At 44.0% G+C, this 26,731-nt stretch carries 30 protein-coding genes and 1 pseudogene; 18 read left to right on the top strand and 13 right to left on the bottom strand.

The features are described 5' to 3' along the window. Window positions 1–113 precede the first annotated feature (113 nt). A complete protein-coding gene (locus WJM94_RS21235; protein ID WP_444496165.1) occupies window positions 114–581 on the bottom strand; it encodes a transcriptional regulator in 468 nt (155 codons plus the stop codon). Window positions 582–1,041: 460 nt separating this feature from the next. Here WJM94_RS21235 and WJM94_RS21230 point away from each other — a divergent pair, with 460 nt between their 5' ends. Next, window positions 1,042–1,239: a hypothetical protein gene (locus WJM94_RS21230; protein WP_444496164.1), complete on the top strand. Its 198-nt coding sequence runs from the start codon at window positions 1,042–1,044 to the stop codon at window positions 1,237–1,239. Between the two features lie 237 nt (window positions 1,240–1,476). Continuing rightward, window positions 1,477–1,932 (top strand): annotated as a pseudogene (locus tag WJM94_RS21225) (NADAR family protein); the annotation flags it as partial. Window positions 1,933–2,006: 74 nt separating this feature from the next. Here WJM94_RS21225 and WJM94_RS21220 read toward each other — a convergent pair. Beyond that, entirely contained in the window at window positions 2,007–2,762 is a 756-nt protein-coding gene (locus WJM94_RS21220) for a substrate-binding periplasmic protein (protein ID WP_444496163.1), read from the bottom strand. Between the two features lie 68 nt (window positions 2,763–2,830). Between WJM94_RS21220 and WJM94_RS21215 the strand changes: the two genes are divergently transcribed. From WJM94_RS21215 to WJM94_RS21170, 10 genes are all read left to right on the top strand, one after another. Next, window positions 2,831–4,735 carry an ATP-binding protein gene (locus tag WJM94_RS21215; protein ID WP_444496162.1) on the top strand — a complete coding sequence of 635 codons (1,905 nt, stop codon included), beginning with the start codon at window positions 2,831–2,833 and terminating at the stop codon, window positions 4,733–4,735. A 91-nt stretch (window positions 4,736–4,826) separates the two neighbouring features. After that, the gene (locus tag WJM94_RS21210; RefSeq protein ID WP_005374484.1) at window positions 4,827–5,036 is read left to right on the top strand and encodes a DUF3283 family protein; all 210 of its coding nucleotides are present in this window, start codon (window positions 4,827–4,829) and stop codon (window positions 5,034–5,036) included. Between the two features lie 136 nt (window positions 5,037–5,172). Continuing rightward, window positions 5,173–5,889, top strand: a complete 717-nt coding sequence (locus WJM94_RS21205; RefSeq protein WP_444496161.1) for a YebC/PmpR family DNA-binding transcriptional regulator — start codon at window positions 5,173–5,175, stop codon at window positions 5,887–5,889. A 318-nt stretch (window positions 5,890–6,207) separates the two neighbouring features. Further along, on the top strand, window positions 6,208–6,876 hold the full coding sequence (locus WJM94_RS21200) for a hypothetical protein (RefSeq protein WP_444496160.1): 669 nt from the start codon (window positions 6,208–6,210) through the stop codon (window positions 6,874–6,876). Window positions 6,877–6,885: 9 nt separating this feature from the next. Beyond that, window positions 6,886–7,584: an ABC transporter ATP-binding protein gene (locus tag WJM94_RS21195; RefSeq protein WP_444496159.1), complete on the top strand. Its 699-nt coding sequence runs from the start codon at window positions 6,886–6,888 to the stop codon at window positions 7,582–7,584. Next, window positions 7,572–8,840, top strand: coding sequence for an ABC transporter permease (locus WJM94_RS21190; protein ID WP_444496158.1), 1,269 nt, complete (start codon window positions 7,572–7,574; stop codon window positions 8,838–8,840). Before WJM94_RS21195 ends, WJM94_RS21190 begins: the two co-directional genes overlap by 13 nt. After that, the gene (locus WJM94_RS21185; RefSeq protein ID WP_444496157.1) at window positions 8,833–9,606 is read left to right on the top strand and encodes an outer membrane lipoprotein-sorting protein; all 774 of its coding nucleotides are present in this window, start codon (window positions 8,833–8,835) and stop codon (window positions 9,604–9,606) included. The genes WJM94_RS21190 and WJM94_RS21185 overlap by 8 nt, the downstream gene beginning before the upstream one ends. A gap of 19 nt (window positions 9,607–9,625) precedes the next feature. Then, entirely contained in the window at window positions 9,626–10,921 is a 1,296-nt protein-coding gene (locus WJM94_RS21180) for a hypothetical protein (protein WP_444496156.1), read from the top strand. Beyond that, a complete protein-coding gene (locus WJM94_RS21175) occupies window positions 10,922–11,944 on the top strand; it encodes a sensor histidine kinase (RefSeq protein ID WP_444496155.1) in 1,023 nt (340 codons plus the stop codon). A gap of 21 nt (window positions 11,945–11,965) precedes the next feature. Next, window positions 11,966–12,757 (top strand): LytR/AlgR family response regulator transcription factor, encoded by a 792-nt coding sequence (locus tag WJM94_RS21170; RefSeq protein WP_444496154.1) that lies wholly within the window; start codon window positions 11,966–11,968, stop codon window positions 12,755–12,757. Window positions 12,758–12,921: 164 nt separating this feature from the next. Here the strand turns inward: WJM94_RS21170 and WJM94_RS21165 are convergent, their stop codons facing one another. Both WJM94_RS21165 and WJM94_RS21160 read right to left on the bottom strand, forming a co-directional pair. Continuing rightward, window positions 12,922–13,416: a peptidylprolyl isomerase gene (locus tag WJM94_RS21165; RefSeq protein ID WP_444496153.1), complete on the bottom strand. Its 495-nt coding sequence runs from the start codon at window positions 13,414–13,416 to the stop codon at window positions 12,922–12,924. A 63-nt stretch (window positions 13,417–13,479) separates the two neighbouring features. After that, window positions 13,480–13,866 carry a thiol-disulfide oxidoreductase DCC family protein gene (locus WJM94_RS21160; protein ID WP_444496152.1) on the bottom strand — a complete coding sequence of 129 codons (387 nt, stop codon included), beginning with the start codon at window positions 13,864–13,866 and terminating at the stop codon, window positions 13,480–13,482. Between the two features lie 710 nt (window positions 13,867–14,576). Here WJM94_RS21160 and gltS point away from each other — a divergent pair. Beyond that, window positions 14,577–15,803, top strand: a complete 1,227-nt coding sequence (gltS, locus tag WJM94_RS21155) for a sodium/glutamate symporter (protein ID WP_444496151.1) — start codon at window positions 14,577–14,579, stop codon at window positions 15,801–15,803. Between the two features lie 85 nt (window positions 15,804–15,888). Here the strand turns inward: gltS and WJM94_RS21150 are convergent, their stop codons facing one another. From WJM94_RS21150 to WJM94_RS21140, 3 genes are read right to left on the bottom strand one after another with little or no spacing between them, the layout of a single operon-like run. Continuing rightward, window positions 15,889–16,719, bottom strand: a complete 831-nt coding sequence (locus WJM94_RS21150; RefSeq protein WP_444496150.1) for a hypothetical protein — start codon at window positions 16,717–16,719, stop codon at window positions 15,889–15,891. Further along, window positions 16,719–17,576, bottom strand: a complete 858-nt coding sequence (locus tag WJM94_RS21145; RefSeq protein ID WP_444496149.1) for an ABC transporter ATP-binding protein — start codon at window positions 17,574–17,576, stop codon at window positions 16,719–16,721. The genes WJM94_RS21150 and WJM94_RS21145 overlap by 1 nt, the downstream gene beginning before the upstream one ends. Further along, window positions 17,573–17,944, bottom strand: a complete 372-nt coding sequence (locus WJM94_RS21140; RefSeq protein WP_444496148.1) for a GntR family transcriptional regulator — start codon at window positions 17,942–17,944, stop codon at window positions 17,573–17,575. The genes WJM94_RS21145 and WJM94_RS21140 overlap by 4 nt, the downstream gene beginning before the upstream one ends. 263 nt (window positions 17,945–18,207) lie before the next feature. Between WJM94_RS21140 and WJM94_RS21135 the strand changes: the two genes are divergently transcribed. Next, window positions 18,208–19,074, top strand: coding sequence for a glycerol kinase (locus tag WJM94_RS21135; RefSeq protein WP_444496147.1), 867 nt, complete (start codon window positions 18,208–18,210; stop codon window positions 19,072–19,074). Window positions 19,075–19,158: 84 nt separating this feature from the next. Here the strand turns inward: WJM94_RS21135 and nagB are convergent, their stop codons facing one another. Next, entirely contained in the window at window positions 19,159–19,959 is an 801-nt protein-coding gene (gene nagB / locus WJM94_RS21130; RefSeq protein ID WP_444496146.1) for a glucosamine-6-phosphate deaminase, read from the bottom strand. 382 nt (window positions 19,960–20,341) lie between these two features. Here nagB and WJM94_RS21125 point away from each other — a divergent pair, with 382 nt between their 5' ends. After that, a complete protein-coding gene (locus WJM94_RS21125; protein WP_444496145.1) occupies window positions 20,342–20,593 on the top strand; it encodes a DUF3081 domain-containing protein in 252 nt (83 codons plus the stop codon). Between the two features lie 139 nt (window positions 20,594–20,732). On the opposite strand, the gene WJM94_RS21120 is transcribed toward WJM94_RS21125, so the two are convergent. Beyond that, entirely contained in the window at window positions 20,733–21,086 is a 354-nt protein-coding gene (locus WJM94_RS21120) for a DUF413 domain-containing protein (RefSeq protein WP_444496144.1), read from the bottom strand. Between the two features lie 148 nt (window positions 21,087–21,234). On the opposite strand from WJM94_RS21120, the gene WJM94_RS21115 reads away from it, so the two are divergent. Further along, on the top strand, window positions 21,235–22,128 hold the full coding sequence (locus WJM94_RS21115) for a LysR family transcriptional regulator (RefSeq protein ID WP_444496143.1): 894 nt from the start codon (window positions 21,235–21,237) through the stop codon (window positions 22,126–22,128). A gap of 87 nt (window positions 22,129–22,215) precedes the next feature. Here WJM94_RS21115 and WJM94_RS21110 read toward each other — a convergent pair whose 3' ends face one another. The 3 genes from WJM94_RS21110 to WJM94_RS21100 form a co-directional block, all read right to left on the bottom strand. Then, the gene (locus WJM94_RS21110) at window positions 22,216–22,911 is read right to left on the bottom strand and encodes a pirin family protein (RefSeq protein WP_444496142.1); all 696 of its coding nucleotides are present in this window, start codon (window positions 22,909–22,911) and stop codon (window positions 22,216–22,218) included. A 23-nt stretch (window positions 22,912–22,934) separates the two neighbouring features. Next, window positions 22,935–23,378 (bottom strand): DoxX family protein, encoded by a 444-nt coding sequence (locus WJM94_RS21105; protein ID WP_444496141.1) that lies wholly within the window; start codon window positions 23,376–23,378, stop codon window positions 22,935–22,937. Between the two features lie 367 nt (window positions 23,379–23,745). Further along, window positions 23,746–23,949: a hypothetical protein gene (locus WJM94_RS21100; protein ID WP_444496140.1), complete on the bottom strand. Its 204-nt coding sequence runs from the start codon at window positions 23,947–23,949 to the stop codon at window positions 23,746–23,748. Window positions 23,950–24,142: 193 nt separating this feature from the next. Between WJM94_RS21100 and WJM94_RS21095 the strand changes: the two genes are divergently transcribed. Further along, on the top strand, window positions 24,143–25,510 hold the full coding sequence (locus tag WJM94_RS21095; protein ID WP_444496139.1) for an AlkA N-terminal domain-containing protein: 1,368 nt from the start codon (window positions 24,143–24,145) through the stop codon (window positions 25,508–25,510). Continuing rightward, the gene (locus tag WJM94_RS21090) at window positions 25,507–25,989 is read left to right on the top strand and encodes a methylated-DNA--[protein]-cysteine S-methyltransferase (protein WP_444496138.1); all 483 of its coding nucleotides are present in this window, start codon (window positions 25,507–25,509) and stop codon (window positions 25,987–25,989) included. The genes WJM94_RS21095 and WJM94_RS21090 overlap by 4 nt, the downstream gene beginning before the upstream one ends. Window positions 25,990–26,105: 116 nt before the next feature. Here the strand turns inward: WJM94_RS21090 and WJM94_RS21085 are convergent, their stop codons facing one another. Continuing rightward, a complete protein-coding gene (locus WJM94_RS21085) occupies window positions 26,106–26,714 on the bottom strand; it encodes a YitT family protein (RefSeq protein ID WP_444496137.1) in 609 nt (202 codons plus the stop codon). Between the last annotated feature and the right edge of the window lie 17 nt (window positions 26,715–26,731).

Genomic DNA, 26,731 nt, shown 5'->3' with positions numbered 1-26,731 from the left:
TCATATATTGTTACATTCATTCTGAATAGACTTCGCGAGTTTCTCCTAAGGAAACTCGCTTTTTTTTGTCCAAATTTCAGCACCACTCTACCTACCTTGATCATCTTTCCGTTTCAATGAAGAGTCCCTTGATCATCTTTCCTATATTCATTCCAATGAAGTACATGCATTAAAGCAATGTGAGACTCGATCAAGCTCGTTGCCTGTTGCTGCCATTCGTTTTGATCGCGTTGCTGATTGCAGAATTCTAAAGCCAGTACGGTTAGATGTTGAAGTCGCTTCAAGCACCAATCTCTGATGAGTAAATCGGTCTCTGAACTGGTAGCCGCTTTTTCGAGTTTTTCGCTTGCGTAGAGTAGGGTGTGAAAGGCTCTTTGCCGGTTTGTATTCCTTGTGGACTGAAACACCCTAAGGCAACCATCAAGCCAGCATGCAATAGCCTTGCTTTGTTGATCCGTTAGCTTGGGACCAAATATCTCATCGGGTGCCAGATACAAGATCGTTTCTAATTGCTCTACTTGATCATGCTTTCCGTTCTCATACCAAATCGACATTTGATCTTGCCAGTTACTCAATTTCACTAGTTGACCTCATACCACCGATAATAAAGTGACCTTTCCTCTGCTTAAACTTAAAAATGCAGATCCGTTCGCGCATTACTTCCATGCTTAGAAAGAGTCTGGTTCATTTTTGACTTATTTAAAACATCGCGAAAATTTGAATAGCAGGTCACAACTTAGGGAAGAATAACAGCGCTAAGCTATACGATAAGCTTCGATTGTTGGAAGAAAATAGGGATTTGAGGGGGATTAAAATTTTCTGTAAAGAAGCAAAAATGAGAGCTGGATCAGCGTACTTTTCTTAGGGGTAATCATTCAAATTTAATCTTAAATTATGCCTTTGGCAAAGTTTAAGTGATGAATCTATTAATGAGTTAACGAAAGGTCGGGAAGGGTCACATTTCCCTATAGTTTTTCTTACCACGCCCCTTGGGGTTTGCTATAGATTACTCATCGAAAACATGGTGTGTTCGGAGGAAATATGTCCATTAATTCTATCGACCATGAAGAGATGAGTAACATCGCTCACAAATGGGAATTACCTGAAGAAGAAACCGTTGTGCAGCCAGAGAAAACAATGAAATCAGCTGAAGCCAGAAGACGCATTGAAGCACTACGTGAAATCCGTGAAAGCGGTTTGACGATTGAAGAAGCTAAAGAACTGGGTTTGATTCACTGATTTGTTGCTTTAGGTATCGCAATGAACCAATAGGGTAGTCAAAAGGCTACCCTTTTCATTATTGCTTAGTGTCGGTTTCGTTTCCTTCTAACTTCTAGTAGAAGTGCTCAAGAGCTTCTCAAATTCGCTATTCATCTACATCAATCCTTTGACAACCTCATCTTGCGTTACTAAAAGATATATCAATAACGATATGCTTTTTGTTGATTATGGATTCCACGGAACAGGAGCGCATGTATGGTTGAGCAGATTCTTTTTTACGAACCGGATGAACCCCATGGATTTTTATCTAACTTCTGCTGGGCACCGATAACTGTATTTGATCAAGCTTGGGCCACCAGCGAGCATTATTATCAAGCACAGAAATTCTCTGATATTGCGATACAGCGTCAAATTCAGCGCGCTACGACTCCGGATGAAGCGTTCTTACTCAGCCGTAAATATGCGCATTTGGTCCGCAACGATTGGGATGAAATAAAGCTATCCGTCATGGCTTTTGTCGTGCGGGAAAAATTCCTACAAAATCCCAAGTTGGCAAACCAGTTAATCAAAACTGGTGATGCAAGCCTTACGGAACATTCCCACAAAGATGAATTCTGGGGCGATGGGGGAGACGGAAAAGGTCAGAATCATCTGGGGGCCATCTTGATGCAGGTACGTGAAGAGCTAAAGATTAATGAGCCTGATAATCTTTAGTTCTCGATAAAGATCCCAGGCACTGCCATCGTCAAAGAGTTTGCAGGCCAGATTTAAGTGGATAAATAGTACTAGAGATATTTTTTGATGATTTTATCAATTTCTCCTGATGTTTTTAGATCTGAGAGTCGTTTATTGATAAAGGCTTGCACATCCGGGTTCATCTTAGACGAGAAAGCGAGGTAGATGGGGTAGTCCGGAATGACTGTGTTGAAAGACTGGATTTGGTATTCCTCTAATGGCAAGTCCAGGCGCTTCAAGTTGTACATAACGCGCGATTCCATTTCAACAAATGCGGTATCTTTAGGTGTTCTTTGCACGACTCGGTAAGCCGCACCGTAATCTTTAACGCGCATCTCGTTCACCGTGCCATTTTCAAAATACGGTATTAAATCAGGGTAATCAAAACCGAGTAACAGTACGATCGAACGACCGCGAATGTCCTGGATGTTACTGAACATAAAAGGTGCTTTGTTACTGGATACCAATACATGTTTTACAGTGTAAATGGGTTCATTAGATAAATTTTCTGATTGGACTCTTCCCCAATTAGGGCTGCCATAAGTGATCCAGTTTGGAGCTCCGCCTGCTTCTAACACAGAAATCATGCGCTTAAATGGGTAGGTATGGTAGTTCACGATGTAATCTGAGCTGGCAAAAATAGTGCTGACAATATCCGTGACAATGCCTGAGTGCTTTTGTCCATTTTGCTCTATTTGAAATGGCCTGGCTTGGTCTGCGATGACGTAGTAATTCACCTCTTCAGCGGACGAAAATGCGCTTAACGCCATGAAACTAAAAACCAATCCACGCAACAGTACGTTCATTTTACCCTCGATTAATGTTTGCTCGTGACTATATTTAGAGTAGCGCAAGTTTATTGGAGCGAATCCAGATGGAGACAGAAGAGAAGACTCAACGTCGGTTCAGTATCGGAAAACAGCTTATGTTGGCCGTACTAATGCTGAGTTTAATCTTTACGATGATTATCTCCTCCATAAGCTTATATCGTGGATTCAACGAAGATCTGGCGCATCTGGACACTGACCTGATGCAGGTTGAATCGAGTTACCTTTCTAGCTTTTCCGCCAGCTTATGGGTGGAAGACAGAGAGTTATTACTCACTCAGGCTCATGGTGCAATGAGATTACCTTCGGTTGATTATCTGCGCATCGCGACAAAGGACGAAGTCATTGTCGAACTCGGAAAAAAGCTTTCAGAGAGAGTTGTCGAACGCAGTTGGCCAATGCAATATCAAGTCGGAGGGAAGACCTATGATCTCGCTGAGCTTGTTGTACAGGCTGACATGAGAGTTATCTATCAGAATTTATGGCAAGAGTTTTTTTTCCTCGTTACAACAGAAGCGATCAAGATCTTAGTGTTAATTATAGGGGTATTGTTGGTTGCGTTTCGTTTGTTGGTTAGTCCATTGCAACTTTTATCGGGAGCGGTAAGTGATTTTCGTGGTGGTAATGCCCCAAGCCTAGTGAGCTTACCTAAACGTTGGTGTTTTGATGAAATCAGTGTCTTAGCAGAGAAATACAATCGAAGCGTAAAAAGAATACGTGATCACCAAGTCGAACTCGAAACCGAGCGTGATAAAGCGGAAGTTGCCAATCGTAAGAAAAGTGAATTTCTTGCCACGATGAGCCATGAAATACGAACGCCAATGAATGGTATAGTCGGAGCCACATCGTTGTTGAGAGACACCAGTCTGGATAAGTCGCAAAATGAGTTTGTAGAGATCATCGATAGTTCATCCCACTCGCTTATGACGATCATTGACGACATACTCGACTTCTCCAAAATTGAAGCGGGAAAAATTGAACTTGAATCGACCCCCTTCAATTTACGTCACCTGCTGGATAATGTGCTCTGCATGCATTCGATGAAAGCACAGCAAAAACATCTTCGGTTATTGAGCGAAATAGACCCTCAATTACCAATAGAAGTGAAAGGGGATGCTGGACGTTTAAAGCAAGTACTGAATAATTTGCTAAGCAATGCTACGAAGTTCACTGAGCATGGCTACATCAAGTTACAGGTTTCACTCGCGTATCAGGAAAATGATCTGGCGTACGCTTATTTCTCGGTCGTGGATACTGGCATTGGCATCGCTAAAGAAAACCACAAAACGGTGTTTGAGCGCTTTCAACAAGCGGATGGCAGTACTACACGAAAATATGGTGGAACGGGGTTAGGGCTCGCGATAGTAGCGCAGTTAGTCACTATAATGGGTGGCGAAGTCAGCTTAACCAGTGAGCTTGGCTTGGGGAGTCGTTTTGAATTCACCATTCCTCTTCGGGTGGTAAAAGAATCGGTATCCGCTAAACCTCAAAATGTTTTTGATTTTCCACAACTGGAAGGCATTGACGCGGAAGCAACATCAGAAGATATCCCACGAGTCCTTGTTGTTGAAGACACGAAGGTGAACCAGAAAGTCCTGCGAATCATGTTGGAAAAACTGGATGTACGAGTGAGTGTGGCGAGCAATGGAGAAGAGGCGGTTAGACTGTGTCATGAGCAGAGTTTTGACTTAATCTTTATGGACTGCCAAATGCCGGTAATGGATGGTTTCATTGCAACTCAGCTAATCCGTCAGATGACCGAGTGGGGGGGAAGTGTTCCAATCGTGGCGTTGAGTGCAAATGTGATGGAAGAAGACCAGCAACATTGTTTCGATGCTGGGATGGATAGTTTTGTTTCTAAGCCGGTAACTCAGGAACGATTGAAACAAATATTTGAACAATACCTGCCAAAAGCGTTGAAAATTGATGTTAGCCCGAAATCAGTAACTTGAAATTGATCAAGTTAAGTGCGTTTCTATTCTGCAATTTCAAGTCGGTATGCTATAGTGCGCGGCTAGTATTAAAAGTACCTTGAGGCTGTGAATGTCGTTTAATCTATCCCTATTGCCGCCTGACGAAAAAAACAAAATCGAGCTGGATAAGCAAGCATCGTTTTTGGTTTGGAAACTCAGGGAGGCCAAGTCTGGTCCTGAAGCAATAGAAGAGCAACTGTCTAAGATTAACGATGCTGATGAAAAAGCATTTTTCCAGCAATCGGTTGAAAAGTACAAGCGAGTAATGGGTGTCGCGTAACGCGAATCGTGGCTCTGGTGTAAATCATAGCGGCGAATGAAGTAACTTCCCCATTCCTCGGCAAAGCGAAAATTGAAAAGGTTTCGCTTTTTGCTAAAATCCTTCGCATTAAATTTGAATTTAGAGAGACATCCCGATGGGAAGAAGTTTTGAAGTGCGCAAAGCCTCTATGGCGAAAACTGCAGGCGCAAAAATTAAAGTTTATTCCAAATACGGTAAAGAAATTTACATGTGCGCGAAAAATGGTGGTACCGACCCAGACATGAACTTGTCTCTTCGCCACCTAATCGCGAAAGCGAAAAAAGATCAGGTGCCTGCGCACGTTATCGAAAAAGCACTAGACAAAGCGAGTGGCGGCGGCGGTGAAGATTACCAACCAGCACGTTACGAAGGCTTTGGTCCTGGTGGTACAAGCGTTATCGTTGACTGTCTGACAGATAACGGCAACCGTACTTTCCAAGATGTACGCCAATGCTTTGTTAAAGTAGGTGCGAAAATTGGTGTTGAAGGTTCTGTTTCTCACATGTTTGATCACCAAGCGGTATTCCAGTTCAAAGGCGATGATGATGAAGTCATTCTGGAAACGCTGATGATGGACGATGTCGACGTGACTGACGTTGAGCTAGAAGATGGTGTGATCACTGTATTCGCTCCTCATACAGAGTTCTTCAAAACTAAAACCGCTCTGAACAACGCATTCCCGGATCTTACTGTTGATGTGGAAGAAATCACTTTCGTTCCTCAAACTCCAACACCAGTAACGGGTGAAGATGCTGAGAAATTCCAGAAGTTCTTAGACCTTCTAGATGACTGTGACGACGTTCAACAGGTTTACCACAACGCAGAGCTATAATTTATAGCATTCGCAGTTGTATGAAAGGCTTCCCTCAGGAAGCCTTTTTTGATCGTGGTGATTTTTCAGTGTCACTGATTGAGAAACTAATGAGTCAGTAACTCACATGGAATGACTTAACTACCTAAAATTATCCACTGATGTGTGTCCTATCAGCCAACCAAGCATTGAGTTTCTGGGCTGAATCGATTAGAGCCATTTATCCGCGTTAAATCCCATTCATTCCGCAAAAAGACCATTGGTCGCATATCTTAGCAGGGGAGGGGGCCTTTGCTTAACCTGAAACCATCTAATCACGTTTTAATAAGGACAGCTACCATGATGGTTTTCAACTCGCACTTAGCGACAGGCTTCAAATTAGTCTTTACCTTATTTTCCGCTTTCGCACTGAGTAGTAGTTTAGCATTTGCCAACCCAACGGAATCATTACTGAATCGATTTAACCAAGCAGAGCAAGGCAATTCAGGTTTGGTAGATAGCGTTCATGACGAGCTATCTGAACTTCTTGAGGAACAAGGGGCTACGCCACTGACTCTGGTATACCTCGGTGTCACCGAAACGCTGCAAGGTCGTGAAGCGTTTATGCCGTGGAATAAGATGAAGTTCACAGAGCACGGCCTGACGACTATTCAAAAAGGGTTGGATTTAATGACCAACCAGCCAATACCTGTTCACGAGCAACAGCGATTACAAGGCCTGCCAGAATATCACTTAGCGACCGCGATGGCGGCGACAACTTACACCGCACTGCCAGATATGTTTAACCACTTCGAGCGTGGCTATGAGATGTACCTTTTTCTTCTGGATGAGCCGAGCTTTAGCCAACAACCGTTCGCAGCAACCGCATGGGTTTATCGTTATGCGATTGAAGCAGCGCTGCGTGCAGAAGATGTTGAACAAGCCAAAAAATGGTTCATGCAGATGGAGCAGCTTGGCGACAACAACCTAGAAACGCAAACGGCAAAAGCCTTGCTGGCGAAGCATTAAGGAGCCGCTATGATTATTTTCAATCAACTCAGCCGTGATTATCTCTTAGGCAACCAGACAGTTCATGCGCTGAGAGAGGTGTCTGGGAAAGTATTTGCCGGAGAGATGGTGGCGTTGTGTGGTCCTTCTGGTTCGGGTAAAAGCACGCTGCTGAATATTCTTGGCATGCTTGATACCTTGTACGGTGGGGAAGTGACATTTGAGGGAAACGCTTATCCTACCGGACAAATGCAGGCCGCTAAAATGCGCCGTGAAAAGCTCGGTTTTGTATTCCAGAAGTTCAATTTAGTGCCAGTGATGACAGCGTTGGAAAACGTTGCCTATCCGCTGCATCTCAACGGTTATTCCAAAGCTGAACAAACCAAACTTGCCAGCGAAATGCTTGAACACGTTGGTCTGGGCGAGTTCATTCACCATATGCCAGATAACTTGTCGGGTGGTCAGCAGCAACGTGTTGCTATCGCGCGTGCTTTGGTTCACAAACCGTCATTGGTGATTGCTGATGAACCAACCGCCAGTCTGGATAGCCAAACTGCCAATAAGGTGATCGACATTATGAAAGGACTAGGGCACGAAATGGGCACCACTTTCATTATCGCGACTCACGACCCGCGAATGGCATCACGCTGCGATCGTACCATTGAGTTGGTGGACGGAAAAATTACTCACGCGCATCTTGGTGCTGAGGAGGTTTCATGGGCAAGTTAATCCCAGCTTCGGTTCGTCTTGCGTGGCTGAACCTTCAACGTAACCGCCGCCGCAGCCTGCTTTCGATGCTGATTATCGCGATTGCTGTATTTGCGCTTACCAGTGCGGGCGGCTTTGGTCTCTACACTTATGACAGCTTGAAAGAGTCCACAGCGCGCGATACCGGGCATTTAACTCTTACAACGCCAGGTTATTTTACTAAAGAGGAAGAGATGCCCCTCAGTAACGGTCTGAGTCACTCTGACGATATTACTAAACAATTGATCGGGCTAAATGAAGTCAGAGGTGTGCAACCGCGTGTGGAGTTCAGTGGATTGATTTCCAATGGCACCAAGTCAGCCATTTTTATCGGTATCGGAGTGAATGAACGCGAGTTCGATATGAAAGGGCCGTTCCTGGATGTACGGGAAGGGCAGACATTGTCAAATATCCATTCTGCGCGGTATGACCCTATGGAGCCTGAAGTGATGCTGGGTCTGGATCTTGCCAATAACCTGAACCTAACTGTGGGCGACTGGATCACCTTACTGGCGACGACGACAGACGGGGCGCTAAACGCTTATGACTTTAAGGTTCGCGGCATCTACTCAACGGGTGTTCCAGAGTTAGATAAACGCCAACTGTATGTGAACATCGATAGTGCGCAGTCTTTGCTTGGATCAGACAAAGTCAGCACGTTATCGGTCTTTCTGTTCGATACCAATTTGACAGCCAAAGTAGAGATGCAAGTGGCGATGATCCTTGCAAATCAAAAGCAGCACTTCGGTAACCAAAACGTTGAAATCACGCCATGGCAGGAACGCGCATTCTTTTATCTCAAAGTGAAGGGCTTGTATGACCGTATCTTCGGCATCATGGGGGCGGTAATGGCTCTAGTGGTCTTTGTCGCGCTGTTTAACACCATGACTATGTCCGTCACTGAGCGCACGCGTGAAATAGGCACTTTATCTGCGTTAGGTAGTTACCCGCATGAAATCATTGCCAGTTTTTTAAGAGAGGCGGGGCTGCTTGCTGTGATTGGAAGTGTAATTGGTGCGTTATTTACCGCCTTGGTTACGGTTTTGCTCATGGTGGTTGACGTGCAGATGCCGCCACCGCCCGGACGTACGGACGGATATCCGCTCACGATTTACTTTTCTTGGGAGCTGGTTGTAGTTGCAGGGGGCGTAGTACTGATTATTTGTCTGGTTGCGGCGCTTTTCTCAGCACGCAAAGGGGTGAACAAGCCTATTACGGAGGCACTGATTTATGTTTAACTTCAAACAGATATTGCTACTGGCTCTTTTGGTCATGAGCGGTGCCGCCATGGCGAATGGTCAAGCGTTGGATAGACAGCAAGTGGAACAATTAATAGAAAAAGCTGACGGTTACCGCTTGCAGGATCAATCTTCCAAAGTGGTCTCTTTGGTTCGCTTGTACCAAGATCAAGCGTTGGATAAGACCCGCCTATACCACGTTTACACTCGTCCAAACCGAGAGTCTCTGGTGGTGTTTAAATCGGCCGTCGAAGCGGGGCAAAAAATGTTGATGATGGGCGATAACTACTGGCTGCAAATGCCCAAAAGTCGCCGCCCGATCCGTATTACACCAATGCAAAAGTTACTGGGTGAAGCTTCAATTGGGGATATCTCAACGCTCACCTGGAGCCAGGATTATCAAGGTGAGTGGAAATCGACCGAAACCCTCTCTGTGAACGGTAAGAGCATTCCAGCTTACCATGTCGTCCTGAACGCAAAAACGGCAGGCGCGAGTTATCAGAAAATTGATTTATGGTTAGCAAAGCACGATGCGTTTCCAATCCAAGCTGATCTTTATTTACGTTCAGGCAAACTCGCTAAGCAAGCTCGATACAGCCGAGCGAAGAAAAATGGAAGAGATTATGTCAGCGAGATGACCTTGCTAGATAGTATTCAACCAAGCAAAAAAACCGTGATTGAGTATCAAGAGATCTTGTCATGGCAGCTGGATGACAAGTTCTACAGTCCCAGCTATTTACCAAAAGCGAATACCTCACAATTGTAGGTCGTTGCAAGGAACCAATATGAGATGCCACACGGCTTACATTGCGAGCCTTTTCGCCTGGGCTTTCGTTTCTCCCGTTTCTGCGAACAACGAACTGAGTTTTGAATGGGATTGGGCACTAAGCTACGAGACAGCTAAGCAACGCGATACCAATTTTATTGTTGCGCAAGTTGACTCTCACGCTTCGCTCGATGCACTGCTCGACGTACAAATGAACTACCAAAATATCAGCGGATTGTTCACGCTCTATAGTCAAGGTCTGTATTTGAATGAGAAAGGCAATAGCGAGTGGGGGAGTGAGGCCAACAATCAACTCTTAGTCCGAGAACTGGCTTGGCAGGGCGAATGGCAAGTCAGCGATACTACTCTCGATGTTAGCTTGGGTAAATTGCGTGTCGATTGGGGAGTAGGGTACGGCTATCGTCTTTTGGATTTGTTCAAACCCTACCGACAAAATCCAGTTGGCTTGGTTGCAGAAGAAGGAGCGGGTGTGTTTTCTATTTCGCACTACGACATAGCCGGTGAATGGACGTTGATCGCCACGGACTCTGGTTGGGGGCAACAAGACCGAAGCGCGTTAGATAAAGCGGCAGAACAGCAAGGCTTTGGCGTGCGTAGATATGCGCTGGTGGACGATACGGAATACCAGTGGATTGGTTATTACGACGATGTGAGACGTGGCTTACTCGGAGCCAGTGCGATTACCGTTTGGGACGAGTCCATTGCCATGCACAGTTCGCTGCTGTGGCAAAAGCAGAGTGTCGGTTATCAAATTCGTGATCAGCTTGATCAACCTGTTTCTGTTGAGAAGCAAGGCAGTGCATTTCAAGCTCTGGTTGGACTGAACTGGGCCAACCAAGGTGGACACAATGTGATCGCCGAATACTGGTATGACAGCCGTGCGTGGTCTAAAAGTGAATGGAGCAAAGCGATAAGCCGTGGCGAAGTACTCTTGCAATCGCCTGCTACCAGGCCAATAGCAAGCAGTTACGCGCAAGGTTTTCAACACGCCAATATCGTTCAACATAACCTGATGTTGCATTGGCGCTGGGATATTGAAGCCTGGTCGGTGTGGCGCGGAGAGGTAAGCATGGGATGGTTAAGCGATGTGATGCCAACGCTCGATGTGATGCTCTCACCTCAAGATGGCGGTGTCATTGTGACGCAATGGGTCAATTATCAATGGATTGATAGTGGCGATCAAAGCGTAGAACTGGAAGTCGCTGCACGCTTTTTATCCGGAGACGACCAATCTGCTTACGCTCAAATCAACGATAAGTATATGATTGTATTTAACGTCAAAGGGAGGTTCTAAATGTTTTCAGCGAAGTTAATGGATAAAGGTGGGTGGCTACGAAGTTTGGTGGAGACCTCTCTATTCTGCTTCTTTATTGCCGTAATGACGCTTTTTGTATGGGGCGGCCCGTTATACATTCATTTGCTGGTTAGCTTTGGCTTTGGCTATTCGGCCATTTTCTTCTCGTGGCTGATCGACAAACTCTTCCCGACCATCCCGCGTATGATGGAAATTTCCCTATCTCTCAGTGCATGCTTGTTGTTTGGTGTGACGAATGCGCAGTTTTGGCTAGGCGACTATTTCGGTATATCAGGCATGCTGTCTGTCGGTTTGATGGGATTATTGTTCAGTGCAATGTGCTATTTCTATTTTCACTCTCGAGAGAAACAGGCTATCGCCCAGCGTGAATTAGAAACGATCAAGCGCGAGAAAGCTGAACAAGAACGCGCGTTAGTACTTAGCCAACTGAAACAGATGCAAAGCCAGATTGAGCCGCATTTCTTGTTTAATACGTTGGCGAACATCAGCGCACTCATGTCACAAGATGTTGATAAAGCCAAACAGATGCTGGAGCAGTTAACCGCGTTATTGAGAGCAACACTGAAAAATTCACGTGAAGAACGCACCACCATTGAAAATGAAATTGCGTTGATTGATGCGTATCTCGCGATTCAACAAATTCGCTTAGGTGATCGCTTGAGTTACTCCATTGAGGTGGAAGAGGGATTAGGGCAAATAGAACTGCCCCCAATGATGCTGCAACCGTTGGTGGAGAACGCCATTATTCACGGTATCGAACCGAAGCGAGAAGGGGGAGAAGTGAATCTGCGGATCAAATGCGAACATCAGTTGCTTCAGGTTGAAGTCAGAGACTCGGGGGTTGGTCTGAATCATGTAAGTCAACATTGTGGATCGGGTATAGGGTTGAGCAACTTAAAGCAGCGGGTTGATGCTCTCTATTCAGGAAAAGGTCTGGTGTTGATCAGTGAGCCTGTTGAGGGTGGTGTTAGTGTCCGTTTAAGTTGGCCAATAGAGTTGTAATTACAATCAAGGAAGTAGGAAATGAAGACGGGAACTACCGCTATTATTGCCGACGATGAGCCGTTGTTAAGACGTCATTTGGATAAAAGTCTTGCCGAAGTGTGGCCGGAACTGGAAGTGATCGCTAAAGTTGCCGATGGTGAGCAGGCTTGGAACGCCATACAAGAAACACAGCCTGATATTGCCTTTCTTGACATTCGTATGCCCATTTTAGACGGGGTGACTCTGGCGAAAAAAATCAATCGTATGGTGAATCCACCTTTGATTGTCTTTGTTACCGCATACGATGATTACGCTATTAAAGCGTTTGAACAAAACGCGGCAGATTACTTACTCAAACCTATCTCTGATGCTCGTTTGCAAACCACTTGTGAGCGAGTTAAAACTCGCATTGCCAAGCGAGGACAAGATAACCGCAATATGCATATGAACAGTTTGTTAGAGCAGCTTCAGCAATTGTCAGCCCCCCAAACGCCACAATACCTGCATTGGATTAAAGCGACTCAGGGAGAAGATATTCATCTGATTGCCACTTCTGATGTGCTCTATTTCAAGTCGGAAGAGAAATACGTTTCCGTCTATGTGCAGCAAGGGCAAGGAGCGGTTCATGAATATTTGATCCGCACATCGTTAAAAGAGTTGGTTCAGCAGCTTAATCCCGAACAGTTTTGGCAAGTCCATCGCTCAACATTGGTTCAGGTTTGCAAAATTAATAAGGTAAATAAAGACTTTGCAGGACGAATGTTTGTCCATATCGGCGATAAGAAACTGGCGGTAAGCCGTGCCTCCCAAAGTTTATTTAAAGGAATGTAACCTTTATACCCAAACAACGCTCTGAAGCCTGCACTTTGAAGTCGCTTGGGTATAATTAGTTAGACACTGATTATTATTTACACTGTAAACCCGGTCGTTATTTCATCAAACATATACCTAAATACGCTTTGTGAGATTACGGCGCATCTTGGTGTCTGACAGGCTTATTCACTTACCGTTACTTTTTCGATAATGATGGGTTCACAAGGTACGTCATCATGGCCGAGTTTAGAGGTAGTCTTCACTTTGGCGATACGATTCACTACATCCATACCTGCCGTAACTTTGCCAAATACAGCGTAGCCCCAGCCTAGGTTTGTGGTAGCTGTGTGGTCGAGAAAGTCGTTATCTTCCAAGTTGATGAAGAATTGTGCCGTTGCGGAATGTGGTGCATCCGTACGAGCCATAGCGATTGTACCGATGGTGTTTTTTAAACCGCGATTTGCTTCATTCGCAATTGGAGCACGAGTTGGTTTCTCGGTCATATCCTCAGTGTGACCGCCACCTTGAATCATAAAACCGTCAATGACACGATGGAAAATCGTTTCGGCATAAAAACCGTCTTCACAGTATTTCTTAAAGTTTCTTGAGCTTACTGGTGCTCTTTCGGTATTCAGTTCTATTTTAATATCACCGAAATTAGTGGTCATAATAATCATGAGGCTTTCTCAAATGGATTCTGTTCGTCAGGAATTATATCCCAAGTGATTCTAAGATGCGTATCAGCGTGAGCACTGATCGGTACTACAACGAGATCTACCTGTCAGCCAGTAAGATATACGATATCTGTTGTTAGCAAATCTTAGATATAACCAGTCGGCAACAGGTTTAATTAGAGACCAGCGCAATGGCGCATAGAGCCATCCTCGACCTACAAGTTGCCAGGCGCGATAAGTGACGTCTAAGCCAAGGAGCAATGTTCCATTGTCGTCTATCGCATGAAGTATGGTGTTGGCATGTGCTGCATCGATTTGTGGATAATGCAAAAAGTCGTCACTATAGATATCGACAGTACGGATATGTTGATGTGTATCTTGCTGCTTTAATGCCCTCATCTCTTTGGCGCAAAGCGGACAAGTACCATCAAAAAATATGGTGAGTTTTGTCATGGCTGCTCCTTACTTTCTTCAGCAAGACTAGTTTTAGCTCAGTGTTTTATACGTTGTTTTAATGACTTTGATTTTATCCAAATTTACGTATTTATTTGCAGTGGTAGAACGATAGCTAGTAATTAATTATTAGCGTAAAAATCATAGATACGATGAATGCCATTGAAATTAAGAAAAATGTTGGCGATATGCTATACTACGGCCTCGCTGCAGCGAATACTTTTTGGCATTTGCTTGAGAGTTCCCTTGGATTCGGCTCGTTTAAATCATCTTGAGTCAGAGTGAATATACTACGATAGGGACAAGCAACCCCCAGTTGTTTAACTGCGATCTCAGCACTTTATCGGCTACAGCGACAAGTTACTTGGTTCAATAGAGATTGGAATATTCTGCTTAATTTTGGGAGCCCACAGTGGCTCAGAATGCTCCGTTTGTAAATTTCTCACAACCCGACACCCAGCGATTGATGACTACTTAGCTAATGTAAACGCTTATGAATGAGCGTTACTGGCTATTTTTCCGTTTTGGATCTGGCTCTATGCGAAGCGGTTACTCAGTGTAATGAAAGTCTTCAATTGTGTTACGGGCGTATTTGGCTTGATCGCTTGGATTATTGCGGAAAATGCAGTGAGAAAATTGGCTGTAGAACCAGGGTTAAATTAACTCTCAATCATTATGGAGGATGAAGAGAACAACAAATAAGAGACGATATGAATCATATAATATCTGTAGGGGCCTTGGAGTCCTTCATGGTTGCGATCAGCGTACTTTTCCTAGGGCATTTTGTTAATGCGAGACTTCCAGTTTTAAAGAAGTTCAATATACCCGAACCGATTGTAGGTGGTTTGATCGTCGCCTGCGTCATTACCACTCTTCATTTTAACGGCATCGACTTAGAGTTCGATCTTCCTTTACAAAACACCTTCATGCTGATGTTTTTCTCAACGGTTGGTTTAGCGGCCAATTACACTCAGTTAATGAAGGGCGGCGCTAAGGTTTTTGTCTTCCTGGCCGTCGCTTCGTTCTACATTATCATTCAAAACGGTGTGGGCGTCTCTCTGGCAGCAGCATTGGGTTTAGAGCCATTAATGGGACTTATCGCTGGCTCGATTACGCTGTCTGGTGGTCATGGCACGGGTGCGGCTTGGTCACAAACCTTCCAGGATGTGTACGGGCTCAATAACGTATTGGAAATCGCGATGGCGTCGGCCACTTTTGGCTTGATCATCGGTGGTATTATCGGTAGTCCGATGGCTGAGCGTCTGGTGGACAAACATGGTATTGAATCTGAATATGGTCGAAGTGCGAAGACGCATGAAAAGTTCCCAGAATTAGTGACCTATAACGAATACGAAGAAGACAAAGTTACTGCGAAAAAAGTTGTGGAGAAGCTATTCTTCCTGCTTATTTGTGTGACCGGCGCAAAGTACTTAGAACAATGGGTGAGTACATTCGAAATCTCATGGTTGATGATTCCCGATTTTGTTTATGCGTTGTTTATTGGTGTGATTGTTACCAACTTCCTGGAAGTGACTAAGATTCGTAAGTTGGATGCAGAAACCGTCGATATGTTAGGTACAGTTTCTTTATCACTATTTCTGGCGATGGCACTAATGAGCCTTAAATTATGGAATATTTTCGACTTAGCGATTCCATTCTTGGTCATTCTTGCGGTGCAGTCGGTCGTACTCGCCATTTTTACTTATTATGTAACGTTCAAGATAATGGGCAGCAATTATGATGCGGCGGTTATTGCTGGTGGTCACTGCGGCTTTGGTTTAGGTGCAACCCCAACAGCAGTAATGAACATGGGCTCTATTGTTAACCGCTACGGACCTTCACCTCAGGCATTTATGGTCGTGCCGATTGTCGGTGCTTTCTTTATTGATATTGTTAACTTACTCATCCTGCAAGGTTATATCTCTTTCCTTGGCTAGGTAGAAAAATGATTAATGGTTAAAAACAAAAATGGTCACAACGCGCGTTGTGACCATTTTTTAACTCTGATGCGACTTTAAACGTTTACTGAATCGTACGGCTGAACTGCAGGTTGGTTATCCATGCCAAGACCCCGATAGCGGTATAGATGACAATATTCGACCAGCCAGCATCTTGCATCGCCTCTAATGGATTAGGTGCAATGATTGCGTGGAACGGTAAGTAGAATATGTCAGAGAAAAACTGATCCACTCCGTAAAAACCAAACATCACGATCGGCATCCAGCGCAGTGCATAAATTGCAAGAAAGAGGATTACCAGAGGTGAGGTTACTTTTTGCGAAATGGCCATAATAGTCAGAGCCAGTGGTAACAATAAAAATGCAGCCAAGCCCATTCGCAACAAAAACTCTCCCCAATGTAATAGTACGTATCCCAAAGAAGTATGGTGATACAAAAAGCCCAGTTGGTGGTCGGTGTAAATGTTCAGCAGCCACAACATCAGATCCGCGATAACGACTAATACAGAGCACACCAAGGGTATCACTAACAAACCAAAGGCTAATTTCACTAAGTGAGTTTGAATGTCACTGACAGGCATACTGCGCCAAAACATAATACTGCCTTCTGAACGCTCTTTACGCAGTGTTCTTGGAAAATATTGGGTTCCTAACAAAATCGACAGCAGACCTGCACCGCCAGCAATCAATGTACTTAACTCATCTCCGATCTCTTTGTGGATGTTACTTGCATCTTTACCCAAGTTCATTTGGACAAAGAAATTGTGTGAAAGATTCGAATTGGTCATGATGCTGATAAACAATAATGTTCCGCATACAAACATAAAAAATGGCACGCGTGATACCAGTGGGTTTTCCCACCACTCTCTTTGTAACATCGTAAATACAGAACGCATTACGCAGCCCCCTTTTGCAGCGCGAGAAATAGGTCGGCAAGCGTTACGCCGTGAATGTCACCCATCCCTTCGACTTGCGATGCATATCGTGAAGAGAGCAACCATCTGGTGGTGCCAAGCCCTTTTTGCGATGAGAGAGGGTGCATGGCTTCAATTTTCAGACGATGGTCATCACTGGCATCAAGTATGAAGTAATTGTCATGGATCGTATCGATGGATGCCTGCAGTACCGAATGACCATGTTTAAGAATAAGTACATCCGTCAATAAGTGCTCTATCTCGGAGACTTCATGGCTGGCGATGATGAGAATGCGTTCGCCATCATGGAACCACTCCAGCAGATGACGATAGAAAGTATCTCGATAGACTAAATCCAGCCCCAGTGTTGGTTCATCCAGAATTAGTATTTGTGTATTGGTCGCGATCACTATCGCCAAATGCAATTGGACTTTCATTCCTTTTGATAGGGCTTTGATACGAGAGCGTGATTGAATATCAGTTTGACGAAGGATGGCATCGGCTCTCTGACGGTTAAAGCCTGAATGAACACCTTCGGTATAGGTCAGTAGTTGTTCCACCGTCATCCAGTCTGGCAATACGTTAACATCCGAAATGTATGACAAGTTCTGCATGATCTTATGACGCTGCATTATCGGTTCGTAACCGTTGATACGAATCGTTCCGTGATAATTGTGCGCACCGAGCATAGCGTTAAGAAGCGTAGACTTACCCGCACCATTGTGGCCGAGCAGACCGAGAACCTGTCCTGGATGTAAGTCAAAGCTGATATCGTGTAGTGTCTCTCCTTGTTTACTGTATTGTTTGGAGACATGTTTTACACTGACTACTGCGTTCATTGGTCACCTTTGATATGAAGTGTGAGATGCTGGATAAGTTCTTCGAGCGGTATATCCAGTCGTTTTAACGTGTCGGCGATCTGAGGAATTTGTTCTTCACGAAAACGTACTTTTTCAGTTTCTAATATTTGCTGTTTTGCTCCTGGTGTGACGAACATACCTTGACCGAGCCTCTTTTCCACGAAGCCTTGATCTACCAAAACCTGGTAGCCCTTCATGACGGTGATGTGATTGATTTTCATGTCCGCAGCCACACTGCGCACAGAGGGTAACGCATCGCCTTCTTTCCATATCCCTTGTAGTATTTGTTGGGTGAGCAGCTCAGCCAGCTGACGAAAAATCGGCTGGCGATCATGCCAATCAGTCATGATAAAGCCCTTTCGGCTGAATTGGTGTTATATATAGGTATAACAGCTCACTGTTAGGATAGAAAGGCTTGGATATGAGACAACATCGATGAGACGTTTTTTGTTGGCTCGAGTGGCTATATGTCATGGAACTTAAGTCAGTAAAATCAATATGTTAATATGTAGACGTTAAAGTGACTTCGAGATGTAAGATTCTGAACATGATCACTTGAATCTGAGTATCACTCAGCATTATTCCATCACCGCAGCCGGAGGCTAGAAGTATGTCTGAAAAAATATCGACGTCGGCATTAGCAAAAATGCGCAACATTGAAGCCAAGCAGTTGTTTGCTGATCTTAAGCGAGCGGGTTATATATCACGACAGGACGATAAATGGATTCTCACCGAAGAGGGCACCAAATTTGGTGGAGAGTACGTGGAGCATGCTAAATATGGTCAATTTATTGTTTGGCCTACTACTCTTCACATTGAGCTTAGCTCGAATTCTGGTACGACATTAAGTGCGACGCAGCTGGGTGAGAAACTCAATTTGAACCCTAAGCGAATCAATCAACTGCTGAGTGAACTAGGCTGGATCAATAAGTCGGATAATGGCTGGGACGTTACTGAAGCTGGGATTCGTGCTGGTGGCCAGCAAAGGACAGATAAAGAATCACAGCATACTTTTGTTGTCTGGCATCAAGTAGTACTCAGGAACAAGCGATTAAAGCAGTCAGTTGTAGAGTTTTTAGGTCAGGATGCGGAGTCCCATTCAACGGATAGGTCTTATTCGAGTTTTCGTCAAAAATTTGAAGCCAAACACCGTACATTAGATGGGCACTTTGTTCGCTCCAAAGTTGAATTGTTGATTGATAACTGGCTATATTTAGCCGGAATTATTCATGCGTATGAGCGCCAACTACCCATTGAGCAAGATGTTACCAGCGATTTTTATTTGCCTACAGGTAAGGTGTATTTGCAATTCTGGGGAAGTGATCACGGAGAAATCAGCCAGACAGATCGAGAGGCGATTCGAGCAGTCTATACGCAACATCATTTCAATTTTATTGAAGTTGACTCAAGTGAGCTCGACAAGCTGGACGAGGTGCTACCACAGCGATTACGTCAGTTTGGTATTAAAGCCTATTAAGTGTGCATCAATGAGAAACGAAAAACCCGTGATGACACACGGGTTTTATTTTTGGAACGTTCAGCTAAGTTTGCTATCTGGGTATTAGAAACCTTTGATATTTTCCGCTTCTAGCTCAGAGAAGTACTTCACTGTTTTCACTTTTAGCTCTTGTTGAGAAGGTTCGTCACACACAATCACTGCTTTAGGGTGCAACTGAAGTGCAGAGACTGTCCATAAGTGATTGACGCAACCTTCTACTGCAGCTTCAAGAGCAAGTGCTTTGTTATGACCTGTTACCAGAATCATGATTTCTTCTGCATCCAGAAGCGTTCCAACACCGATAGTCAGCGCGTATTTAGGAACTTGGTTGATGTCGCCATCAAAGAAGCGAGAGTTCGCGATACGGGTGTCTTCTGTCAGAGTCTTGATGCGAGTACGAGAAGACAGAGAAGACGCTGGCTCGTTGAAGGCGATGTGGCCATCGTTACCTACGCCGCCCATGAACAGGTTAATCTTGCCATAAGACTTGATCTTATCTTCGTAGCGTTTGCATTCAGCATCATGATCGTCAGTATTGCCGTTCAGCAAGTTAATGTTTTCTTCTTGGATATCAATGTGATTGAAGAAGTTGTTGTACATGAATGAACGGTATGACTCAGGGTGATTTGCTGGGATACCGATGTATTCATCCATGTTGAAAGTCACAACATGTTTGAAGCTCACTTTTTCAGCTTGGTAAAGCTCTATCAATGCGTTGTAAGTAGCTAGAGGAGTGCCACCAGTAGGTAGACCCAGAACGAATGGACGCTCAGCGGTAGGCTTAAAATCGTTGATACGCTTAGCGATGTGAGCTGCTGCCCACTTACCTACTTGTGCTGCTTGAGTTAACGGGATAAGTCTCATTTTTTGCCCCTAGTAATTGGAATGTAAGATGTTCTGAAACATTAATTCGCATTATAAAATAAGTTATCTGGAACTGCTATTGTTTTAGGTCAAAAATTTGCTTTTTCTTTAGCCAATGTTGCTTTAAGCAACGATTTTGGTGCGTTTTGAGTCTTTGAAATCTCTTTTAGAGCTCTATTGGTCTTCATATATTAGACGCTCTATATGTAAATTTCATATCTGAAATTAAGTTTTGAATCACTTCCTATCAACTTATGTTGCTCGTCTTTAGCAAGATAATTTTTAAGACGTGGCGATATTTTGATTTCAGATAACCTTGGATATGGCACGCTGCATATTCCTTATCCATAATTAAGGCGTGTGTAGTGGAGAGGAATTCGCTATGAAAAATGAATTGGATGCAAGCAAAGTGTTATCGGCATATGAGAATGTAATGAATAACGGCACGCCAACCGAGTTTGGTAAGATCTACGAAGGGGTAGAAGCGTTTTCTGATTATGACGGTTATAACGTATTTTTGAGAGGCAATGGCGTTGAGTTAAAGGTCGGTTTTCATAACACCTATCATCTTGAATACGACCAGGAGCACTTGAAAGAGAGTTTCTTGAAGAAGATTGCGATGCTTGCTAAATAAATCAGCACATTTTGAGGTATTAAAAAAGCCCTCGGGAGAACGCCACCCTTGGGCTTTAGGAGAAGAAATCTTCTTAAACGTCTATCTGACATCGCCAAATAAACGCCTGTTCGAGATTTGACGCTTAGTTATTTGTTAATTAATCGTCTTCAACCAAACTTTCTTCCGCGAAGTCTTCCGATGCTTCAGGCTTGTTGCGTCCGTTTAGCGTATGGAAGCGCTTGCGACCACGAGCAAGTTGGGTGTACTTTAACCAAGTACGCTCGATTTTTGATTTTGCTTTGCCTGGGTGTTCTAACACCTTAACGAAGTGTTTCTCTTCGCTGTTTTCTGGTGTCAACTCTCCTGACTCTAGGCCAAGCATTGTATCCCCATAAATTGTTAGGATTTCCTCTTCTGCAAGAGTAAAATCACCAGACTTTGCAAATCCGCGTGGGAATTTTACGTTGTCGTAAAATCGTTTTTTGCCATGACGGAATTCAGTGTCAGACATGTCAACAGCCTCTGTAACCGTTATTGATTAATGTAGTGAACTAAGGCGAAAATTAGGCGCAAAGCTAACAAAAGAAAAACAAATTTTTTTTATCGTCATGATTTTAATTAGTTGTTAATCTGGTTTGAAATCAACCAGGAGATGGTTTATGGATGTAAAGGTCTTTCGAACATTTTTAGAGCTGGCAAGGGTTCGTCACTTCGGACGTGCAGCAGAGAATTTGTATATTACCCAAGCCGCAGTAAGTGCTCGCATCAAGCAACTGGAAAGTTATTTCGATACTCAATTGTTTATTCGTGATCGAAATAACATTAAGTTGACTTCGGCTGGTGAGCGTTTGATTAGTTATGCCGAGGTGATGGTTACCACATTACAACAAGCGAAGCTGGAATTGTCGCTTGAAGATGGGAAAGGACTGCAGCTTACTCTAGGTGGTACCCCTAATATTTGGGATGCTTATCTACAGAATTGTTTAAGCGTTGTAACAGACTCTTTTGGTGGCTACGGCTTTATGGCCGAAGTCATGGGGCGCGAAATGCTCAGCCGTAGTCTGTTGGAACGTACACTGGACATGGCATTTGCTTTCGATCAGATTAAAGCCGATGAGCTTAACTGCAAAAAAGTTGCCGATGTTGTTCTGGTGCTGGTATCAACCGAGCCAGATTCGCTAGATACGGTATTTGATAATAAATACGTTTATGTGGATTGGGGAACCCGTTTTGCCTCGGAGCACACAGAGCGGCACCCTAAGATCTCGGCACCATACTTACGAACTTCCACTGCCCGTATTGCTTTGGATTTCATTTTAGAGAAAGGTGGGGCTGCCTACTTACCCGTTTCTCTAGTAGAGCCATTTATTGCGAGTGGACAGCTCTACAAGGTATCTGGCGTGGAAGACTGGTACCGTCCTATTTATTTGAGTTATCGTAAAGCCAGTTCGTCTGTAGATGCCATTAAACAGGTTGAAGAGATTGTAAAGGGCGTCGACCCCCTCACTGCTTATAGCCTGCAGCAAATTGGGTCTGGAAAGTCTGAAGAGTAACTCACGATTGGTGTTATTCACTCCAGCGCAAAATGCCCTGACAATTTAAATTGTCAGGGCATTTTCGTATTTATGGTAAATAGATAGTTATGGCAAATCGAATATCAAGGCTACCGCTAGTTCATTCGTGCTGTTGCAAAAAGTCACCATAGTTTGCTTCTCTATTTTCGCCCCATCTCCTTCAACGAGTACAGAACTGTCGGCATGCAGCTCGCCTTTTACCTGATGGACATAAACGTTTCTGTCTGGACTCACATCGAAAACCAGTTCGCTATTGGGCTCCAAAACTAGCTGATATAAACGCATATCCTGCTTGATTTGCAGCGTGCCATGTTCACCGTTGGGCGTTGCGATTGCTGTTAACCCGGGATTACGGCCAAAATCTTTTTGCTGATAGCCCGGTTGATTACCAAACGTGTTTGGCTGAATCCAAATCTGCAAAAAGCGCAGTGAATCCGTGGCTGAAGCGTTATACTCGCTGTGGTAAATGCCTTTACCTGCAGACATGAGCTGAAACTCTCCAGCTGGCAATGTTTTCACGTTGCCCTCACTGTCTTTATGAGCGATCACGCCTTCTAGTACGTAGCTGATGATCTCCATATCACGGTGGCCGTGAGTATCAAAGCCAGCGTCAGGTGAAACGATGTCATCATTGATCACACGCAGCTCAGAGAAACCCATATGTTTTGGATCGTAATAACTGCCAAAAGAAAAGGTGTGTTTGCTGTCTAGCCAACCAAAGTTCGCTCGGCCTCTGTCCTGAGCGTGTCTTACAGTGATCATCAACGTATCCTCAGCTTGTTAGATTAAGAAAGCTTTTTGTTCAATAAGTTATCGAGAGCAATTTTGCCAGAACCAGACAAAATCAGTGAGGCACTTGCTGCCAACAACGCCAATCCGAATTCGTATCCGTTATTCGCCAAGAACAAGCCGTTTTCAAAGTGAACTGAGAAAATGGCGACAAGCATTGCGAAAGACAGGACCGTAGCCGCTGGTCGAGTCAGTAGACCAAGCAGAATAAATAAACCGCCGAAGAACTCTCCGCTACCCGCTAGAAACGCCATCAATACGCCAGGTTCAAGTCCAATTGATGCCATCCATTGACCAGTACCTTCCAAGCCATAACCGCCGAACCAGCCAAATAGTTTTTGCGAGCCATGAGCCATGAAAATAATGCCGAAAGGAATGCGTAGTGCTAGCGTGCTGTAGCCTGCTTTTGATGTGGTGATTTTTTGTAGTAGTGCTTTCATAATTCTGTCCCATACGATGTTTTAATGAGTAGGGTATTGTTTATCCCCTTGCTGTTAATAACAGTTTAAGCTCAGTAAACGAGGTAAGAAATCGGGGATACTTGATGTTCTAGTTCAATAAATTCGAATGATGTGATTTTATTATTTTAAATCAAAGTATTGATTATTTTAATTTAAGTTTAAACGTGTATGAAAATGGATTATTTAACCTAACTAGGTCACTTTTTTCGAATCTTCCGGAGACAAAAAAGAAGGGCAGGAGTCGTGGGGTTAGGTGATAGTAACTTACACAAAAAAATAGAGCACAGGGGTCGGTGCTCTATTGATCTCAAAAAATCAGGGAGGAAGGCTTGTTCGGAAACAAGAGTTAAAGATTCATCAAACTCTCCAGCGACTCCTCTACATTATTGTAGTGATAGGTTCGGATGTTTACTCCGTCTGTCGTGTTGATTTGAATTTCTGAAATCTCGTTATTTGAATCTCGCTCAATTAATCCTATCGAGTGATCAACGGATTTACTCGTAATAACCTTTTGGTTTCTAAGCACAATTACGCAAGTATGTAAGTCCATGCCAATTCCCTTCTAGCCGACGTTGTTGTGATGTTCTGGAGTTAACTTTAGTGGAGAAATACACTAATGCCAACAAATCTCAATATTGAGTTCCGAAAATGGCTAATCTTCTTTTAAGCCGCTTTCTATAATGAAGATATAGCGAACTGAGCATACTACTGCTCAGTAAGACTGTGCAAGCAAGGACTGCATCATGTTAATACATCCTTATACTTCATTGACGTTTGAACAGTGCCAGAAGGCGCGTATGTCTCGTGATAGTCGTTTTGATGGTCGGTTCTATATCGCTGTGAAAACAACGGGAATTTTCTGTCGACCAATTTGTCCGGCCACTTTGCCTAAAGAAGAAAATGTTGAGTACTTTACTGATAAGACTCAGGCGATAAAGGCAGGTTATCGTCCTTGTTTACGTTGCCGGCCAGATAGCGCACCAGGCTCTTGGGCGTGGAAAGGTGTGGAAACCACATTTCAGCGTGCTATTACAATGATTGATAAAGGGGAACTGCATCATCATTCAGTTTGCGAACTCGCTGAGCGCATCGGGATTTCAGATCGATATTTGAGAATGCTGTTCGAACAGTATTTGGGTATGTCTCCAAAACGATACGCTCAATATCAGCAGTTGATGTTTGCTAAACAGTTGCTGCACTCGAGTTCTATGTCCGTAACGGAGGTAGGCTTTGCTGCTGGTTTTAACAGTACACGTCGTTTTAATGATGCTTTTCAAAAGGTACTCAAGTTGACACCATCTCAAGTAAGACGAAGAGAATTTGATAAATCCGAAACTAACCACATTTCGCTGCCTTATCGTGGCGATTTAAACTGGCGACATATGCTGGATTTTTATCGTTTGAGAGCGATAGAGGGTTTGGAAATCGTAACGGAAAAAAGTTACTCACGTGCAGTTTGTATTAACGGGAGTAGTGCGTGGTTTAAAGCGACCAAAGGTGAAAATAACTTAGAACTCGAATTTGAAATTGAAGATGTATCTAAACTCCAGAATCTTGTCACTGGTGTTCGCCGTATGTTCGATCTTGATGCTGATATCTGCACGGTCGAACGTCACTTAAACTATGTTGCTCCTGGGATTGTTAACCAGAAAGGGATTCGTATTCCGGGAGTATGGAGCACATGGGAAGCGGGAGTGCGAGCGATATTAGGACAGCAAGTTTCAGTTAAAGCGGCGATTGGACAGCTCAATTTGTTAGTCGATAAACTCACTGGAGAGGGAGAGACTCGTTACTTTCCAGAACCAAGTGACATAGCGAATACGGATGTGAGCTTTTTGCGAATGCCTCAAAGTCGAAAAGATACACTGGTTACTTTTGCGCAATTTATGGTGCAAAATCCGGCGGCAGAACCGCATCAGTGGCTCAAGATAAAAGGCATTGGCCCTTGGACGGTAAGCTATGCTCATCTTCGCGGAGAGTCGCAACCCGACTGCTTTCTGCATAACGATTTAGTGGTAAAAAAAGCCGTGCAGCGTTACCCATCACTTAATAGTCATACGGCTTCACCATGGGGAAGTTATGCGACTTTTCATTTATGGAATCAATCATGAAAACGATCTACACCGAAATGCCAAGCCCTCTAGGCATGGTGACTATTCAAGCAAACTCTGATGGACTTTTGGGGATCTGGTTTGAAACCTGTACAACGAAACCGGATGATCTTGGAGTGCGCGACGATCATCATCCAATTTTGACCCAGACGGAGATACAGCTTGGAGAGTATTTCTCTGGAATAAGAAATGAATTTGAGCTGCCGTTAGCGGCGACAGGAACAGAGTTTCAAAATCAGGTTTGGAATGCTCTAACAACCATTCCGTATGGGGAAACATGGAGCTATCAGGATCTTGCTGATGCGATAGGTAGCCCTAAAGCTGCTCGAGCAGTCGGTATGGCTAATGGAAAAAATCCCATTTCTATCGTTGTACCCTGTCATCGCGTTATTGGTAAAAGCGGTAAACTGACAGGTTATGCCGGTGGAATAGAGCGCAAGCAACGTTTATTGGCTTTAGAACAAGGCAAACCACTTTAGTGAACTAACCTCCTAATTACCCAATGACATTCAAGGGAATTGAATGAGTTATAAAAAAGCCCCGGGACATTGTCTCGGGGCTTGATGTAATTGATGTGCTGATTCAAAAAACGGTTTTACGCTTCCTGTGGTTTAGGTTGGTAACGACCAGGCTTGTGGTTCATTGCCAGAATCAGGTTGATGGTAATCGCTCCCAACACTGAAAGAGCAATAAGGTAGATATCAACAACAAATAATGACATTGCAACGATAGAACAATCCAACGCCATTTGAACTTTACCTGCGCGGATTCCAAAACGTTCCTGTAAAAACAGTGCCAGAATATTGAAGCCCCCTAAGCTCATTTTGTGGCGGAAAATGACCAGCATTCCCATACCAATCAAACCACCTCCCAACAGGGATGCGTACATTGGATCTATTCTGGAAATCTCAATCACATGGTGCAGATGGTCTACCGCGAAAGAGACAATGGTGACTGCAATAAAGGTGTTAATTGAAAAACGCCAACCCATGCGAGTGATAGACAGGATATAAAATGGAAGATTGAGAACAAAAAAGATTTGACCAAAACTATAATCACTCACCTTGGTGAGGAAAATAGCCAGACCAGCAGTACCGCCTGTCAGTAGCCCAACTTTGCTGAAAACAATCACCCCCAGCGACACCAACGCACTACCTAGCGTCAGAGCCAAGAGGTTCTCTCTAAAGCTATGATCTTTATCCATAAAATTTTTTCCTTGGT

The sequence above is a fragment of the Vibrio sp. YIC-376 genome, from assembly GCF_052353105.1.
Classification (GTDB): Bacteria; Pseudomonadota; Gammaproteobacteria; order Enterobacterales; family Vibrionaceae; genus Vibrio.
This window is presented reverse-complemented; position numbering and strand designations above follow the sequence as displayed.